This is a genomic window from Arenimonas oryziterrae DSM 21050 = YC6267 (genome assembly GCF_000420545.1).
Classification (GTDB): Bacteria; Pseudomonadota; Gammaproteobacteria; order Xanthomonadales; family Xanthomonadaceae; genus Arenimonas; species Arenimonas oryziterrae.
The window spans coordinates 167,483-183,438 of sequence record NZ_ATVD01000003.1 but is presented as its reverse complement, the minus strand read 5'-3'; the positions used below and the strand labels follow the sequence as shown (position 1 = coordinate 183,438).

The window sequence follows — 15,956 nt, the reverse complement described above, 5'->3', positions numbered from 1 at the left end:
GCGCAAGGTATTTGCGTGGAAACCGCGGGCCGCATCGCGTTTGCGCCGCGCCGCTCGGGTAGGCTGGACGCATGTCCCTGCCCCCGGTTCCCGAATGCCGCGCTGGTTGCGGCGCCTGCTGCATCGCGCCGTCGATCTCCTCGCCGATTCCCGGCATGCCCGCCGGCAAACCGGCCGGCGTGCGTTGCGTGCAGCTCACCGACGACAACCGCTGCGCGATTTTCGGTCGTCCCGAACGCCCGGCGGTGTGCCTGCGCCTGCGACCGAGCCTGGAGATGTGCGGCCGCCGTCGCGAGGACGCCCTCACCTTCCTGACGGCGCTGGAGCAGGCGACCGGTCCGCGCGCGGGTTGACCCGGCGCGCGGACTCAAGCGCTGGCGAGGTAGCGGTCCTTGAGGCGCAGGTAGTGCTGGGCCGAGTAATACAGCTGCTCGATTTCCTTGTCGCTGAGCCGGCGCACGCAGCGCGCCGGATTGCCCAGCCACAATTCGCCGCTGCCGACCGTCTTGCCCGGCGGGATGACCGCGCCGGCGCCGACGAAGCCGTTTTTCTTCACCACCGCTCCGTCGAGCACGGTGCTGCCCATGCCGATCAGGCAGGCGTCCTCGATGACGCAGGCATGCACGATCGCGCCGTGGCCGATGGTGACGTCCTCGCCGATGATCGTGGCGAAGCCGCCAGGCTTGCCGTACGGACCGTCGTGGGTCACGTGGATGATCGTGCCGTCCTGGATATTGGTGCGCGCACCGATGCGGATGAAGTTCACGTCGCCGCGGATCACGGTGCCGGGCCAGACCGAGACGTCGTCGCCAAGCACGACATCGCCGATCACGGTGGCGGCGGGGTCGACGAAGACGCGTTCGCCGACGGTGGGGAAAATCTGTTCGAAGGGGCGCAGGTTCATGCCCCGATTGTAAGGCCGGCTTTACGCCGGGGCGTAGTCATCGCGCTAGACTCGGCCCATGGACACCCCGCCCACCGCCATCGATACCCTCAAGCCCGCGTTCGAGCGCCTGCGCGCGGCCCAGCGCCAGCACATCGCGACCTATGACGAGCGCCGCGATGCGCTCGATCGCCTCGGTCAGGCCGTGCGCCGCTACCGCGACGAACTCGTGCTCGCCTGCTCGGCCGACTTCGGCCGGCGCGCGCCGCTCGAGACCCTCGGCGCCGACGTCCTGGTGACGCTCGACGAGATCGGCCACGCGCGCAAGCATCTGCGCCGCTGGATGCGTCCGACCCGGCGGCCGGTCAATCTCACTTTCCGGCCCGCGCGCGGCGAACTGCGCTATCAGCCGCTGGGCGTGGTCGGCATCGTGGCGCCGTGGAATTACCCGTTCCAGCTCGCGATCATTCCGCTGGTCAACGCGCTCGCCGCCGGCAACCGCGCGATGATCAAACCCTCGGAGTTCACGCCGCAGGTCAGCGCGTTGATCGCGAAGATGCTCGGCGAGGTATTCACGGCCGACCAGGTCGTGGTCATGCAGGGCGGCGCTGAACTCGCCGCGGCGTTCACCCAGCTGCCCTTCGACCATTTGCTGTTCACCGGCTCGACCGCGGTGGGCCGTCATGTCATGGCCGCGGCCGCGCCCAATCTCACGCCGGTCACGCTCGAGCTCGGCGGCAAGTCGCCGGCGCTGATCGCGCCCGACTACCCGATCGAGCAGGCCGCCGACCGCATCGCATTCGGCAAGTGCTTCAACGCCGGCCAGACCTGCGTCGCGCCCGATTACGTGCTCGTGCCGCGCGACAAGCGCGATGCCTTTGTCGATGCGCTGATGGCGAGTTTCGCGCGTCGCTATCCGACGCTGGCCGACAATCCCGATTACACCGCAATCGTGAATTCCCGCCAGGCCACGCGCCTGCGCGATTGGCTCGAGGAAGCGCGGGCGCGCGGCACCGTGATCCGCCAGCATCTGCCGGCCGGGGAAACACTGCCGACCGGCATCGAGATCGTGCCGCCGACCGTGCTGATCGATCCACCGGACGACTGCCAGGTCATGCGGCAGGAAATTTTCGGCCCGCTGCTGCCGGTGAAGAGCTACGACACGCACGAGGAGGCGCTGGCCTTCATCCTCGCGCGCGACAAGCCGCTCGCGTTCTATCCGTTCGATCGCGACGGCGCGCGCGTCGCCCGCTCGCTCGATCGCATTTCTGCCGGCACCGCCTGCGTGAACGACGTGATCATCCAGTTCGGCCAGGACGAATTGCCGATCGGCGGCGTCGGTGCCAGCGGCATGGGCCACTACCACGGACACGCCGGCTTCCTGACCTTCAGCAAGGCCATGCCGGTGATGTATCAGGCGCGCTTGAACGGCATGAAGCTGTTCGATGCGCCTTACAGCGATTTCGCCCGGCGCGCGATCGCCTGGCTGACCCGCTGAGGGCATCGGTTCAGCTTTTGTGTCGGATAGTCCGGGGTGCCCCCGCACCCCTCCTTCCAGATGCCACCCCCGAGGCCTGCCATGAAAACTCCTCAGCTGATCCTGCTCGCCGCCACCCTGACCTTGTCCGCTTGCGCGAGCCTGCATTCCGAACCGAAAGCCGCCGCGACGTCGCAGTACACGCCCTATGTCGGCGAGCCGGTGCGCGAGATCGACTACACGCGGTTCCATAATTGGGACAAGGTCGATGACCGTACCGTCGTCGTCTGGACCAAGCCCAGCCAGGCCTATCTGCTGACCCTGCAGAGCGCGTGCTGGGATCTGAGCGGCCGCGAGATGGTCGCCGTCGACGGTTTCGGTGGACGCCTGCGTGCCGGCACCGACAGCATCATCGCCGGGCGCATGCGTTGCCGCATCAAGACGATCCAGCCGATCGACCTGGCCCGGATGAAAGCCGCCCGCGGCTGATCGCGCGACCGATGGCGCGGGCCGGCTTGAATTGCCGCCGGCCACGCGCCATGTTGTTGGTATGAATCCGACCGAAAATCCCCTGCTCGCCGATGGCGAGCTCCCCGCCTTCGCGCGCATCGCGCCCGAACATGTCCTCCCCGCCGTCGAAACCGTGCTGGACGACTATCAGGCCGCCGTCGATCGCCTGACGGCCGATCCCGAGGCAAGGGATTTTCCCTCGCTGATCGCCCCGCTGGAGGCCTTGGAAGAACGCCTCGGACGGACGTTCTCGCCGGCCTCGCATCTGCACGGGGTCAAGGATTCGCCCGCGCTGCGCGAGGCTTACGCCGCGGCGCTGGAAAAGATCACCGAACACGGCACCGCCCTGGGCCAGAACCGCGCGCTGTTCGAGGCCGTGCAGGCGCTGCGTGATGCGCCGGCCTTCGCCGGTCTCGATCGCGCGCAGCGCACGCTCATCGACGACAGCCTGCGTGGCTTCCGTCTGTCCGGCGTCGCGCTCGAAGAACCGCAGCGCTCGCGCTTCCGCGACATCCACAACGAACTCAGCCGCATCCAGACCGGTTTCGAGGAAGCCGTGCTCGATGCGACCGACGCGTGGACGCGCCCAGTCACTGCGGCCGAACTTGCCGGCCTGCCCGATTCGGCGCGCGCGATGCTCGCACATGCGGCCAAGGACAAGCAGGTCGACGGCTGGCTCGCGACGCTCAAGGGTCCGGTCGTGCAGGCGATCCTGACCTTTGCGGACGATCGCGCGCTGCGCGAGGACGTGTACACCGCCTACAACACGCGTGCCTCCGACCAGGGCCCGGGCGATCGCGCGCACGACAATTCCGCGCGCATCGGCCAACTGCTCGCGCTGCGCCATGAGGCCGCGCAACTGCTCGGCTTCGCATCGAGTGCGCATCTGTCGCTGACCGACAAGATGGCGGGCACACCGGAGCGCGTGCTGGGTTTCCTGCACGATCTCGCCGCGAAAGCGCGGCCGGTCGCCGAGCGCGAGCTGGCGGCGTTGCGTGCGTTCGCCGCGAGCGAACTGGGCATCGCCGACCTGCAACCCTGGGACGTGTCGTACGCGAGCGAAAAGCTGCGCGAACGGCGTTTCGATTTTTCCGAGGAAGACATCAAGCCGTACTTCCCGCTGCCGCAGGTCATGGCCGGCCTGTTCGCGCTGACCGAGCGCGTCTTCGGCGTGCGCCTGGTGGAGCGGCGCGAGGTTGAGGCCTGGCATCCCGACGTGCAGTTCTTCGATGTGATCGATGCCGACGGCGGCGTGCGCGCCGGCGTGTACCTGGATCATTTCGCGCGCAGCGGAAAGCGGGGCGGCGCGTGGATGGATGTCTGCCGGGCGCCCTTGGGCGAGGGTACGCAAGCACGCAAGCCGGTTGCTTATCTGACTTGCAACTTCTCGGCTGGGACCGACGACAAGCCTTCGCTGCTCACGCACAACGACGTGCTGACCCTGTTCCACGAATTCGGCCACGGCCTGCATCACCTGCTCACCGAGGTGCGCTGGCCGAGCGTCGGCGGCATCAATGGCGTGGAATGGGATGCGGTGGAATTGCCGAGCCAGTTCATGGAGAACTTCGGCTGGCAGCGCGAGGCGCTCAACGCGTTCGCGCGCCACTGGCAGACGGGCGAGATCCTGCCCGAGGCGCTGTACCAGAAAATGCTTGCGGCACGGCATTTCCACGCCGGCCTGTTCCTCGTGCGGCAGCTGGAGTTCGCGTTGTTCGATTTCCGCCTGCACCTGGAATTCGATCCCGCGCGCGGTCCGCGTACGCTCGAATTGCTCGACGAAGTCCGCGCCGAAGTCGCGGTGATCCGGCCGCCGTCCTGGCACCGCTTCCCGCATGCGTTCACGCATATTTTCAGCGGCGGCTATGCGGCCGGGTACTACAGCTATCTGTGGGCAGAAGTGCTGAGCGCCGATGCCTTCGCCGCATTCGAAGAAAACGGCGTGTTCGATGCCGAGACCGGCGCGCGTTACCGGCGCGAGATTCTCGCCGTCGGTGGTTCGCGTCCGGCGCTGGAAAGTTTCGTCGCGTTCCGCGGTCGCGAGCCCGAGCCCGAGGCCTTGCTGCGCAGTCACGGCCTCGCGGCCTGACCCGCTAGCCGCGGTAGATCATGTAGACATCGGCACGCTGGTAGTGCGAGCCGGGCTTGGTGCCCGGCTGCATCTCGAAGCCCATGCGCTCGTACAACTTCAGCGCGGCCTGCAGGCGGCGCTGCGATTCCAGGAACAATTCGCGGCCGCCGAGGCGGCGGAATTCCTCGATCGTCGCCTGCAGTAGCCGGCGACCGATGCCCAGGCCCTGCCGACGTTCGGTCACCGCCATCTTGGTCAGCTCGAACACGCCGGGCGCCTCGGGCATGAGCGCGCAGGTGCCGAGCACCTCGTCGCCGAGTACGGCGAAGAAGATCGCGCCGCCGGGTGCAAGGATGTGTTTTTCCGGATCCGACAGCACCGCATGGTCGATCGGCTCGATGCGGTAGTACTTGCTCAGCCATTCGGCATTGAGGCGATAGAAATGTTCGCGCAGCGCCGGCGCGAACGGCACGATGCGCACGGCGTTTACTTCCTCGCGACCCAGGCGGCCGGCGACTTCCGCCGGTAGCGGCTGCGCGCTCAGGCCCGCCTCGATCGTCGACAGGGCCTGCAGCAGATCGACGCCGCTTGCGGCGATGCGCGCTTCGACGCTGCCTTGCAGCACCTGCCACAGCGGTCGCGCGGCATTGAGTTGCGTTTCGGCTTTTTCGGTCAGCGCGAGCACGCGCTGGCGGCGATCGCTGCCGCTGCCTTCGTGCAACCAGCCGGCGCGCACGAGTTTGGTCGCCAGCTGGCTGACGGCCGAATGCGTCTGCGCGAGCGCGCGCGCCGCGTCGCCGACGGTCTGCGGACCCTGCTCCTGCAGCAGGCGCAGCAGCGGGAACCAGCGCGACTGCAGCTCGGTGCCGTGCTCGCGGTAGATCTGGTCGACGGCGTCGAAGCAGCGGTCGCTCAGGCTCTTGAGGCGGCTGGCGAGGGCGAGGGCGCCCTGGGATTCGAGGAAGTTCATGGACGTGCGATAGCAATTATGTAAGTACTAACATAAATCAATGGCCTGTCCCTGACAAGGGCCTGGCCCCGCCTTGCGCCGGCCCGGGCCATCAGTGAGGCTAGCCCCGATGCCCCCCGTCCCGACCCCCGCCCTGGCCCTACCCGCGTGAGCCAGAAATTCCTGCTCCCGATGATCGTGGCCTGTGCGCTGTTCATCGAAAACATGGATTCCACGGTCATCGCGACCTCGCTGCCGGCAATCGCCAGCGACCTGGCCGTGGAGCCGATCGCGCTCAAGCTCGCGCTGACGACCTATCTGATCAGCCTGGCGATCTTCATCCCGGTCAGCGGCTGGGTCGCGGACCGGTTCGGCGCGCGCAACATCTTCACTGCCGCGATCGCCGTGTTCCTGCTCGGCTCACTCGCGTGTGCGGCCAGCAACACCCTGGCGCAAATGGTCGCCGCGCGCTTCCTGCAGGGGCTGGGCGGCGCGATGATGGTGCCGGTCGGGCGATTGGTGCTGTTGCGCACGGTGCCGAAGTCCGAGCTCTTGCAGGTCATGAGCTACCTCACGATCCCGGCCTTGGTCGGACCCATGGTCGGACCGCCGCTGGGCGGGTTTATCACGACGTATTTCGACTGGCGCTGGATCTTCCTGATCAATATTCCGATGGGCCTGCTGGGCATCGCGCTTGGACGGCGCTTCATTCCCGACGTGCGCGAGATCGCGCCGCCGCTCGACTGGCTCGGCTTCGCGTATTCGGGCCTGGGCCTGGGCCTGGCGCTGTTCGGATTCTCCACGCTGGGACGGCATCTGGTCTCGACGGGTCTTTCGATCGTCTGCTCGAGCGCCGGGCTGATCGCGCTGGCGATGTATGTCTGGCATGCGCGTCGGCATCCGCACCCCTTGCTGGATCTGAAACTGTTCGCCTTGCCGACGTTTTTTGCCGGCACCGTGGGCGGCAGTCTGTTCCGCATCGGCATCGGCGCGACGCCGTTCCTGCTGCCGCTGATGCTGCAACTGGGCTTCGGTCTCACTCCGCTGCAGTCGGGCCTGTTGACCTTCGTGTCGGCGGTCGGTGCGATGTTCATGAAGACCATTGCCACGCGCATCCTGCAGCGCTGGGGCTTTCGTCGCGTACTCATGGTCAATGCGCTGATCGCGTCGGCGGTGCTCGGCAGCTACGGCCTGTTCCGCGCCGACACACCCGCGCCGCTGATCATGGCCGTGTTGTTGTTCGGCGGCTGTCTGCGGTCGCTGCAGTTCACCAGTTTCAATGCGATCAGCTACGCCGAGGTGTCCTCGCCGCGCATGGGCCAGGCGAGCAGTCTGTCGGGCATGATGCAGCAGCTCTCGCTGAGTCTGGGCGTGGCGATCGGCGGATACGCGCTGCAACTGGCGGGCGATGTCACCGGCACGCCAGCCATGGCCTCGGTGAACTTCACGATCGCGTTCTTCGTGGTCGCGGCGATTTCGGCCAGTTCGGCCTGGTGGTTGTGGCGCCTGCCGCGCGATGCCGGCGCGGAAATGGCGCGGCGCGCGCCGTCCGACGCGGCACCAACGCCCGGGCAGGAGCCGGGCGTACTGTAGTCAGACGAAAAAACTTCGGAACGCGGCGATCGTGCGCTGCACGCCGGCGTCGTCGACATCCAGATGCAGGACCAGACGCTTGCTCGTTCCGCCGGGGAACACGCGAATGCCCTGCGCGGCCAGATGCGCATCCAGGGCCGGAACACGCTCGGCGGCCGGCGTGACGAAGACCATGTTCGTATGCGGACCGTCGATGCTCAGGCCCGGCAGGGCGCGCAGGGCGTCGGCGAGTTCACGCGCGCGCCGATGATCCTCGGCCAGGCGCGCGACGTGATGATCGAGTGCGTAGTTGACCATCGCGGCGAGGCTACCCGCCTGACGCCAGCCGCCACCCACGACCTTGCGCCAACGCCGAGCCTTGGCGATAAGCTCCTCGCTGCCGAGCAGCATCGAACCGATCGGTGCGCCCAGCCCTTTGGAAAAACATACCGAAACGCTGTCGAAATGCTGCGCGATGGCACGTGCGGGCACGCCGTCGGCGACCGCGGCATTGAACAGGCGCGCGCCATCGAGATGGATGGCCAAGCCCTTGCGGTGCGCGAGCTCACGCGCTTTCGCGAGATAGTCCTGCGGCAAGACCCGGCCACCCCAGGTGTTCTCCAGAGCGAGCAGTTTCGAGCGCGCGAAATGGGGATCGCCGAGCGGTTTGACCGCTTTCGCGACCAGATCGAGGGGTAGCGTGCCGTCCGGCGCCTGTGGAATCGGTTGCGGCTGGATCGAGCCGAGCACGGCGGCGCCACCCCCCTCATATTTGTAGGTATGCGCCTCGCTGCCGACCAGGTATTCGTCGCCGCGTTCGCAATGCGCCATCAGGGCGAGCAGATTCGATTGCGTGCCGCTGGCGACGAACAGGCCGGCCGCGAAACCGAGTTCGTCGGCGAGGCGTTCCTGCAAGGCATTGACGCTCGGATCTTCGCCGAACACGTCGTCGCCGACGGGCACATCGGTCGCGGCGGCGCGCATTGCCGCGGTCGGTCGGGTGATCGTGTCGCTACGCAGGTCGACAAAAGTCATCGCAGGGCATCCTCGGGGCTGGCGCAGTCTGCGGCCGTGTCGGCTGGCCGGCGCTGACCGGCATTGTTGCCTTGTTCTTGGTCCGGGTGAAGCCCGTGATCGCGACCGGTCGCGCAGGTACACTCGCGGCCGGGCTTCGGGAGTCGTCATGAAGATCGCCAGCTGGAACGTCAATTCGCTCAACGTGCGTCTGCCGCATCTGGAGGAATGGTTGCGCCTGCGGGCGCCGGACGTAGTCGCGCTGCAGGAGACCAAGCTCGAGGACAGCCGTTTTCCCGACAGCGTGCTGGCAGGTCTGGGCTATCGCAGCGTGTTTTCCGGCCAGAAAACCTACAACGGCGTGGCGATCCTGAGCCGCACGCCGGCCACCGACGTGCAGATCGGCATTCCCGGATTCGCCGACGAGCAAAAACGCGTGATCGCCGCGACCGTCGACGGCGTGCGCATCGTCGACCTCTATGTCGTCAACGGCCAGGACATCGGCACCGAGAAATACGACTACAAGTTGCGCTGGCTCGATGCGGTGCACGGCTGGCTCGCCCAGGAAATCCAGGCGCATCCCGAACTCATCGTGCTCGGCGATTTCAACATCGCGCCCGACGACCGCGACGTGCACGATCCCAAGGTCTGGAACGACGACAGCATTCTCACCTCGACCGCGGAACGCGCTGCTCTGCGCCGTCTGGCCGATCTGGGACTGCACGACAGCTTCCGCCTGCACAACGAGGAGGGCGGGCATTTCAGCTGGTGGGATTACCGTGCCGCGGGCTTCCGTCGCAACCTGGGTCTGCGCATCGATTTTGCGTTGATCAGCGACGCGCTAAGGCCGCGCTGCGTCGGGGCGGTGATCGATCGCGAGCCGCGCAGCTGGGATCGCCCCAGCGACCACGCGCCCGTCTGGGTCGAACTCGCGCCGCGCTGAGCGCGGGCTCACTCGGCCGCGAACACGCCTTCGATTTCGACGTCGAGCTCGCGCCGGCAAACGTCGCCGCGCAGATAGAGCACGCGCTCGGCGGGCAATCGCGATTGCGCGACGACGGCCTTGGCGACGGCCAGGTCGGCGGCATGACGCAGATAGACGCGCAGGGTTTCGCAGGCCGCCAGCGGGAAACGGCGGCCGCATTTCTTTTCGCCCTCGGCCAGCAGGGAATCGAGATTGGCCAGGCTTTCGCGCAGCTGTGCGCCGATGTCGCCGACATGCTGGGAGACATGGCCGACGATGCTGGCCGTGCCCGACGCGAGCAGGCGCGGCCGGTCGGTATCGGTATCGAGCAGGGCGCCACGCGAGAAGCCCGGCGAGACCGGGCCGAACTCGCGCGGATAGCGCCAGGCCGGCGTCTGCCGCGGATTTTCCAGCGCCACGGCCGGCTGTCGCGCGCACAGCGCGATGACCTGCACGCGCGCCGGACCGTCCTCGGCATCGCCGCCGATCGCGGTCGCCGCCGGCGGCGGATCGTTGAACATGCCATCGACGCCGAGCGCACGGCCGACGCAGAAGCGCCGGTAGCGTTCGCCGTCGCCGTCGCCGGCATTGATGTCGCCGAAATAATTCCAGATGCGCAGCAGGTAGGGATGCGCTGACGGGCGCACGCAGGTGATCAGGCGTTCGTAGGCGGTCTGCGCGGCGCCGGCGATGTCGCCATCGACCTCGTCGACGCTGATCGCGACCAGGGCATAGTGCTCGCCGTGGGCCCAGGCCGCGCCGCAGGTGTCGGCAGATTCGGTGATTTCGCCGGCCGACCAGCTTTCGCGCGCGGACTCGCCCGCGAGCAGCGGGCAGGGAATACGCAGAGGCGCAGCCTCGCCCGGCGCGAAATCGAAGCGGATCAGGGCTTCGCCGTCGTCGGCATGGGTAATGCGCAGGCGAGCGCGCGAGGGAGCGGGACTGGTCATCGAATGCCGGCAATTATAGCCGGGGCGGCAGCGGCTATCATGCCCGGGTCTTCCCGCCGTCCGATGCCATGAGCCAGATCGAAGCCGTCCACGAATTTCTCCGCGATCTGCAGGACCGCTTGTGCCAAGGCCTGGCGACCGCGGATGGCGAGGGCCGCTTCGTGCAGGACGAATGGCAACGCCCCGAAGGCGGCGGCGGTCGCTCGCGCGTGATGAAGGAAGGTGCGGTCTTCGAGCAGGCCGGCGTTGGCTTCTCCGACGTCAGCGGCGCCACCTTGCCGGCATCGGCGACGGCGCATCGGCCCGATCTTGCCGGCGCACCCTGGCGTGCCCTGGGCGTGTCGCTGGTGATGCATCCGCGCAATCCGTATGTGCCGACCAGCCACGCCAACGTGCGCTATTTCGAGGCGCATCCGCCCGGCGGCGCGCCGATCTGGTGGTTCGGCGGTGGCTTCGATCTCACACCCTTCTATCCGTTCGACGACGATGTGCGCCACTGGCATACGGTCGCGCGGGATCTGTGCGCGCCGTTCGGAGCCGACCGCTACGCCGAGCACAAGGCCTGGTGCGACCGTTATTTCTTTCTCAAGCATCGCAACGAAGCCCGCGGTGTCGGCGGCCTGTTCTTCGATGACCTGACCGGCGATTTCGCCTCTTGCTTTGCCTATCAGCGCGCGGTCGGCAACGGATTCCTCGACGCCTATCTGCCGATCGTCGAGCGGCGCAAGCGCACGCCCTACGGCGAACGCGAGCGCGAGTTCCAGCTTTACCGACGCGGTCGCTACGTGGAATTCAACCTGGTCTGGGACCGCGGCACGCTATTCGGCCTGCAGAGCGGCGGCCGCACGGAAAGCATCCTGATGAGCCTGCCGCCGCGCGTGCGTTTCGAATACGCCTGGCAACCCGCGCCCGGCAGCGCCGAGGCGCGCCTGGGCGATTATCTGCAGCCGCGCGACTGGCTCGGCGAAGCCGCACGCGACGCGCAATAAAAAGCCCCGCAAGCCAGGGGAAGCTTGCGGGGCCGGGGGTTGGAACCGACTGGGGAAAGTCGGTTCCTTCGGGATCACACTCAGGGGAGGGAGTTGATCCACGACGGACGTTGCATCCGTCGCAAGCATCAGAACATCGGCGCTATGAGAAGTTCGTGAACTGCCCCGTTAAGATTTCGTGCGATTCAGTCGCCGTTTAGCGACTTTCCCGCGCGCCGGGCGGTGACCCCCAAGTCTCAGTGCGCCTCATCCCAGTTTTCACCGACGCCGGCATCCACGATCAGCGGCACGCGCAGCTGCGCCGCCGACTCCATGCGGGCTTTCACCTCGACCAGCAGCGTGTCGACGAAATCGGCGTTCACCTCGAACACCAGTTCGTCGTGTACCTGCATCAGCATCAGCGCGCGATCGCCGTGCGGCACGATCCACTCATCGATCGCAACCATCGCGCGCTTGATGATGTCCGCCGCCGTGCCCTGCATCGGCGCATTGATCGCCGCGCGTTCGGCGCCGGCGCGCTGGCCCTGGTTCTTGGAATGGATTTCGGCGAGATAGAGACGGCGACCGAACACCGTTTCCACATAGCCATCTTCGCGCGCCTGCTGCCGAACGCGTTCCATGAAGTCGCGCACGCCCGGATAGCGGGAAAAATACAAGGCGATGTAGTCCTGCGCTTCGCCGCGGCCGATGCCGAGCTGGCGCGCCAGACCAAAGGCGCTCATGCCGTACATCAGGCCGAAGTTGATCGCCTTCGCGGCGCGACGCTGGTCGCTGCTGACGTCTTCGAGTTTCGCGCCGAACACTTCCGCCGCCGTCGCACGATGCACGTCCTGGCCGCCGGAGAATGCCTTGAGCAGGTTCGGGTCTTCGGACAGGTGCGCCATGATGCGCAGCTCGATCTGCGAATAGTCGCAGGCGACGATCTTGCGTCCCGGCGGCGCGACGAAGGCCTTGCGGATGCGGCGACCGTCCTCGGTGCGAATCGGGATGTTCTGCAGGTTCGGATCGTTCGAGCTCAGCCGGCCCGTCGCGGCGCCGGCCTGGTGGTAGCTCGTATGCACGCGTCCGGTGCCGGGATTGACCATCTCCGGCAACTTGTCGGTGTAGGTGCTGCGCAGTTTCGCCAGGCCGCGATAGTCGAGAATCAGGCGCGGCAGCTCGTGCTGGTCGGCGATGGCCTCGAGCGCCTCTTCGTTCGTCGATGGCGCGCCGGTCGGCGTTTTCACCAGCGCCGGGAGCTGGAGTTCGTCGAACAGCAATGCACCGATCTGCTTGGGCGAGTCGAGATTGAACGTGCGCCCGGCCAGTTCGGTCGCGCGCTGCTGCGCGGCGAGCATGCGCTGTGACAAGTCCTTGCTCTGGCGACGCAACTCATCGGCGTCGATCAGCACGCCGGTCGCTTCCATGCGTTCGAGCACCGGCACGAGCGGCATCTCGATCTCGCGATAGACCTTCTGCAGCGACGGCGTGCCCGCGAGCTTCGCCGACAGCACGCGATGCAGGCGCAGGGTGATGTCGGCGTCCTCAGCGGCGTAGCGAGTCGCATCATCGAGCGCGACCTGCGAGAACTTGATCTGCTTGGCGCCCTTGCCGGCGACCTCTTCGTACTTGATGGTCGAATAGCCCAGGTATTTCGTCGCCAGCGAGTCCATGTCGTGGCGCTGGATGCCGGCGTTCCAGACGAAACTTTCCAGCATCGTGTCCTCGGCATAGCCGCGCACGTCGATGCCATGACGGCGCAGGATATGCAGATCGTATTTGCCATGCTGGCCGACCTTGGGCGTCGCCGGATCCTCGAGCACCGGGCGCAGTGCGTCCAGGGCCGCGGCCATCGGCAATTGCGCCGGCGCGCCGGGGAAATCGTGGCCCAGTGGCAGGTAGGCGGCGCGACCGGGTTCGACGCACAGACTGATGCCGACCAGTTTGGCCTGCATCGGATCGAGCGAATCGGTTTCGGTATCGAACGACAACAAGGCCGCGCCTCGGGTGATCTGCACCCAGGCGGCGAGTTGTTCCGTCGTGAGGATCGTCTCGTACTCGCCCGGAGCCGACAGCGCGGCATCGGGCAGTTCGGTGGCGGCGCTCGGCGCGGTGGGGAAATACGCTTTGGCCTTGCCGGCCGGCGCGGCTGTCGTACTCGTGCCGCCGTCGAGTTCGCGTAGCGCGGCGTGGAAGCCGTAGCGCGTGAACAGTTCACGTAAGGCCTCGATGTCGCGGCCGCGCAGGACCAGTTGCCGCGGCACGAGCTCAAGCGGCACATCGGTCTTGATCGTGACCAAGTCGCGACTCAGCGGCAGGCGCGGCAGCGCCGCGCGCAGGTTTTCGCCGATCTTGCCGCCGACCTGGTCGGCGTGGGCGATGACCGCGTCCAGCGTGCCGTACTCGGCCAGCCATTTCGCCGCGGTTTTCGGCCCGCATTTGTCCACGCCGGGCACGTTGTCGACGGTGTCGCCCATCAGCGACAGGTAATCGACGATCTGGTCGGGGCGCACGCCGAATTTCTCGACGACCTTGGCCTCGTCGTAAACGCTGCCGGTCATCGTATTGGTCAGGGTGATGCCCGGGCGCACAAGCTGGGCGAAATCCTTGTCGCCGGTGGAGATCGTCACCGGGATGCCCTCGGCATGCGCCTGCAGGGCCAGCGTGCCGATGACATCGTCGGCCTCGACGCCGCCCACGCGCAGGATCGGGAAGCCTAGCGCCTCGACGATTTTCATCATCGGCTCGACTTGTGCGCGCAGATCGTCGGGCATTGGCGGACGCTGCGCCTTGTATTGCGGATACATCGCGTCGCGGAAGGTCGGCCCGGGCGCATCGACGACGAAAGCGGTGTAGTCGGGATGCTCCTTCAGCGTCGCCCGCAGCATGTTGACGATGCCGAACAGCGCGCCGGTCGGCGACCCGTCCGGGCTGGTCAGCGGCGGCAGGGCATGGAAGGCGCGATACAGATAGGACGAGCCATCGATCAGGACGAGGCGGGACATGGCGGTGCTCGGAACGGCGATGCCGCGATTCTAAGGCTCTTGAGGCCGGAGGGAGGTCTTTGCGATGCTCACCGGCGAGGCAGGCCCGTCGCGCGTTCGAACGCGGACCGGCGGCCGCCTGCCGCGCAAGGAACCGCCATGACATTGCAGATCAGCACCGACCCGGCCGACATCGACGTCGACCTCGTGCACCGGTATCTCGCCCACGAATCCTACTGGTGCCGCGGCCTGCCGCGTGCCGTGCTCGAAAAGGCCATCGCGCACTCGCTGTGCTTCACGGCCTTGCGCGACGGCCATCAGGTGGGCTTCGCGCGCGTGGTCAGCGATCGCGCAACGTTCGCCTATCTGTGCGACGTGTTCGTACTCGAAGCGGCGCGTGGGCAGGGTGTGTCGAAGGCGATGATGCGCGCGATCGATGCGCATCCGGATCTGCAGGGACTGCGTCGGATGCTGTTGGCGACGGCGGACGCGCACGGTCTGTACGCGCAGCACGGTTTCGAACCGATCACGCGGCCGGAGCGCTTCATGGAGCGCTACCGGCCGGAGGTCTATTCCACGTCGTCCTGAGCCTGCGCCTACTTCTTGGCTTTCGCGCTGGGAACCGGCGGCAGGGTCGACAGATGCGCCCAGAGTGCGGCGACCTCCGTGTCGCTCATCTGGCCGTAGGCGCGCCAGGGCATAAAGCCGTCGAGCTCGCGACCGTCGGGACGACGACCAGTACGCAACGCACGCTCGAAATCCACCAGCGTCCACGCCGCCAGACCATCGGCATGCGGGGTCAGGTTGGCCGAGTCGGGAAATTCCGGCGGCGTGCCGGGCACGTGCTGGCCGCCGAAATTGCTGCCGTGGCAGCCGGTGCAGGCCTGCGCGAGGTAGGCGCCGTAGTCGGCCGTCGCCGCTTCCGGCGGTGCCTGGCGCACGCGCGGACGGTGGTCGATGTCCGCAGCCTGGGTCAGCCGCAGTTGGCCGAACAGCACGAGCACGCGACCGAAGGCGGTCAGGTAGGTCTCGCCCTGCGGAGGCGTAGACGCCGGCAATGACTGCAGGTAGGCGACGAGCGCTGCGGTATCGGCATCGGAGAGGTTCGCGAAATCCTCCGAGGGCATGATCCGCAGCGGCGTGCCGTCCGGACGGACGGCGTGGCGGATCGCGGCCGCCAGGTGATCGGCGGTGTAGTGCGGGCCCAGCACGGCCGGGCTCAGGTTCGGCGCATAAATCTTGCCGACCGGGCCGGCGTCGATCGCCAGTTTGCCCATGCCGTTGGCACCGTGGCATTCGACGCAGCCCAGCACGGTGTAGAGATGCTGGCCGCGCTCCAGGGTCGCCGCCGAACGATCGATCGCCAGCGGCGCGTCGTTCACCGCGTAGTGACGGGACAGCAGATTTTCGGTTTTCCACCAGGCCACGCCGACGAGGGCGGCGATGGCGAGGGCGAGCACGCCGAAAGCGATGGCGACGCCCTTGAATAACTTGCGCATTGGTTTTTCCTCAGTGAGGCCCGCCCACGCTTCCCGACCGTGGCGGCCATCCAGAAATGTTCAGGCGCCGGTCGATGCCGGCGCTTTCTTGTGGAGCGAGTGTCGCAGCGATCCGGTC

At 67.1% G+C, this 15,956-nt stretch carries 14 protein-coding genes; 8 read left to right on the top strand and 6 right to left on the bottom strand.

Going from position 1 to position 15,956, the window contains the following annotated elements; all coding sequences use genetic code 11:
- Positions 1 to 71 precede the first annotated feature (71 nt).
- Positions 72 to 353 carry a YkgJ family cysteine cluster protein gene (locus G467_RS0109210; RefSeq protein WP_022969449.1) on the top strand — a complete coding sequence of 94 codons (282 nt, stop codon included), beginning with the start codon at positions 72 to 74 and terminating at the stop codon, positions 351 to 353.
- 14 nt (positions 354 to 367) lie between these two features.
- Here G467_RS0109210 and G467_RS0109205 read toward each other — a convergent pair whose 3' ends face one another.
- Positions 368 to 904, bottom strand: coding sequence for a gamma carbonic anhydrase family protein (locus G467_RS0109205; protein ID WP_022969448.1), 537 nt, complete (start codon positions 902 to 904; stop codon positions 368 to 370).
- Positions 905 to 962: 58 nt separating this feature from the next.
- On the opposite strand from G467_RS0109205, the gene G467_RS0109200 reads away from it, so the two are divergent.
- The 3 genes from G467_RS0109200 (at position 963) to G467_RS0109190 (ending at position 4,956) form a co-directional block, all read left to right on the top strand.
- Positions 963 to 2,381, top strand: coding sequence for a coniferyl aldehyde dehydrogenase (locus G467_RS0109200; protein WP_022969447.1), 1,419 nt, complete (start codon positions 963 to 965; stop codon positions 2,379 to 2,381).
- Positions 2,382 to 2,462: 81 nt separating this feature from the next.
- Positions 2,463 to 2,849 carry a DUF6491 family protein gene (locus G467_RS0109195; protein ID WP_022969446.1) on the top strand — a complete coding sequence of 129 codons (387 nt, stop codon included), beginning with the start codon at positions 2,463 to 2,465 and terminating at the stop codon, positions 2,847 to 2,849.
- Positions 2,850 to 2,910: 61 nt separating this feature from the next.
- The gene (locus tag G467_RS0109190) at positions 2,911 to 4,956 is read left to right on the top strand and encodes a M3 family metallopeptidase (RefSeq protein WP_022969445.1); all 2,046 of its coding nucleotides are present in this window, start codon (positions 2,911 to 2,913) and stop codon (positions 4,954 to 4,956) included.
- Between the two features lie 4 nt (positions 4,957 to 4,960).
- Here the strand turns inward: G467_RS0109190 and G467_RS0109185 are convergent, their stop codons facing one another.
- Positions 4,961 to 5,908, bottom strand: coding sequence for a bifunctional helix-turn-helix transcriptional regulator/GNAT family N-acetyltransferase (locus G467_RS0109185; protein ID WP_022969444.1), 948 nt, complete (start codon positions 5,906 to 5,908; stop codon positions 4,961 to 4,963).
- Positions 5,909 to 6,055: 147 nt separating this feature from the next.
- Here G467_RS0109185 and G467_RS16160 point away from each other — a divergent pair, with 147 nt between their 5' ends.
- The gene (locus tag G467_RS16160) at positions 6,056 to 7,480 is read left to right on the top strand and encodes an MFS transporter (RefSeq protein WP_022969443.1); all 1,425 of its coding nucleotides are present in this window, start codon (positions 6,056 to 6,058) and stop codon (positions 7,478 to 7,480) included.
- Here G467_RS16160 and ltaE read toward each other — a convergent pair whose 3' ends face one another.
- Positions 7,481 to 8,494, bottom strand: a complete 1,014-nt coding sequence (gene ltaE / locus G467_RS0109175) for a low-specificity L-threonine aldolase (protein ID WP_022969442.1) — start codon at positions 8,492 to 8,494, stop codon at positions 7,481 to 7,483.
- Positions 8,495 to 8,642: 148 nt separating this feature from the next.
- Here ltaE and xth point away from each other — a divergent pair, with 148 nt between their 5' ends.
- Positions 8,643 to 9,416: an exodeoxyribonuclease III gene (gene xth / locus G467_RS0109170; RefSeq protein ID WP_022969441.1), complete on the top strand. Its 774-nt coding sequence runs from the start codon at positions 8,643 to 8,645 to the stop codon at positions 9,414 to 9,416.
- Positions 9,417 to 9,424: 8 nt separating this feature from the next.
- Here the strand turns inward: xth and G467_RS16155 are convergent, their stop codons facing one another.
- A complete protein-coding gene (locus tag G467_RS16155; RefSeq protein WP_022969440.1) occupies positions 9,425 to 10,387 on the bottom strand; it encodes a chorismate transformation FkbO/Hyg5 family protein in 963 nt (320 codons plus the stop codon).
- Between the two features lie 68 nt (positions 10,388 to 10,455).
- On the opposite strand from G467_RS16155, the gene hemF reads away from it, so the two are divergent.
- Positions 10,456 to 11,376, top strand: a complete 921-nt coding sequence (hemF, locus tag G467_RS0109160; protein ID WP_022969439.1) for an oxygen-dependent coproporphyrinogen oxidase — start codon at positions 10,456 to 10,458, stop codon at positions 11,374 to 11,376.
- 236 nt (positions 11,377 to 11,612) lie between these two features.
- Here hemF and polA read toward each other — a convergent pair whose 3' ends face one another.
- Entirely contained in the window at positions 11,613 to 14,360 is a 2,748-nt protein-coding gene (gene polA / locus G467_RS0109155; RefSeq protein WP_022969438.1) for a DNA polymerase I, read from the bottom strand.
- A 138-nt stretch (positions 14,361 to 14,498) separates the two neighbouring features.
- Here polA and G467_RS0109150 point away from each other — a divergent pair, with 138 nt between their 5' ends.
- Positions 14,499 to 14,927, top strand: a complete 429-nt coding sequence (locus G467_RS0109150; protein WP_022969437.1) for a GNAT family N-acetyltransferase — start codon at positions 14,499 to 14,501, stop codon at positions 14,925 to 14,927.
- An 8-nt stretch (positions 14,928 to 14,935) separates the two neighbouring features.
- Here the strand turns inward: G467_RS0109150 and G467_RS0109145 are convergent, their stop codons facing one another.
- Positions 14,936 to 15,838 (bottom strand): c-type cytochrome, encoded by a 903-nt coding sequence (locus G467_RS0109145; protein WP_022969436.1) that lies wholly within the window; start codon positions 15,836 to 15,838, stop codon positions 14,936 to 14,938.
- Between the last annotated feature and the right edge of the window lie 118 nt (positions 15,839 to 15,956).

Bases quoted from the DNA above. Each gene is read 5' to 3' on its own strand.
- G467_RS16155 (WP_022969440.1), bottom strand. From the start codon at position 10,387: ATGACCAGTCCCGCTCCCTCGCGCGCTCGCCTGCGCATTACCCATGCC.
- G467_RS0109150 (WP_022969437.1), top strand. From the start codon at position 14,499: ATGACATTGCAGATCAGCACCGACCCGGCCGACATCGACGTCGACCTC.
- G467_RS0109145 (WP_022969436.1), bottom strand. From the start codon at position 15,838: ATGCGCAAGTTATTCAAGGGCGTCGCCATCGCTTTCGGCGTGCTCGCC.
- ltaE (WP_022969442.1), bottom strand. From the start codon at position 8,494: ATGACTTTTGTCGACCTGCGTAGCGACACGATCACCCGACCGACCGCG.
- xth (WP_022969441.1), top strand. From the start codon at position 8,643: ATGAAGATCGCCAGCTGGAACGTCAATTCGCTCAACGTGCGTCTGCCG.
- polA (WP_022969438.1), bottom strand. From the start codon at position 14,360: ATGTCCCGCCTCGTCCTGATCGATGGCTCGTCCTATCTGTATCGCGCC.
- G467_RS0109205 (WP_022969448.1), bottom strand. From the start codon at position 904: ATGAACCTGCGCCCCTTCGAACAGATTTTCCCCACCGTCGGCGAACGC.
- G467_RS0109190 (WP_022969445.1), top strand. From the start codon at position 2,911: ATGAATCCGACCGAAAATCCCCTGCTCGCCGATGGCGAGCTCCCCGCC.
- G467_RS0109185 (WP_022969444.1), bottom strand. From the start codon at position 5,908: ATGAACTTCCTCGAATCCCAGGGCGCCCTCGCCCTCGCCAGCCGCCTC.
- G467_RS0109195 (WP_022969446.1), top strand. From the start codon at position 2,463: ATGAAAACTCCTCAGCTGATCCTGCTCGCCGCCACCCTGACCTTGTCC.
- G467_RS0109210 (WP_022969449.1), top strand. From the start codon at position 72: ATGTCCCTGCCCCCGGTTCCCGAATGCCGCGCTGGTTGCGGCGCCTGC.
- G467_RS0109200 (WP_022969447.1), top strand. From the start codon at position 963: ATGGACACCCCGCCCACCGCCATCGATACCCTCAAGCCCGCGTTCGAG.
- hemF (WP_022969439.1), top strand. From the start codon at position 10,456: ATGAGCCAGATCGAAGCCGTCCACGAATTTCTCCGCGATCTGCAGGAC.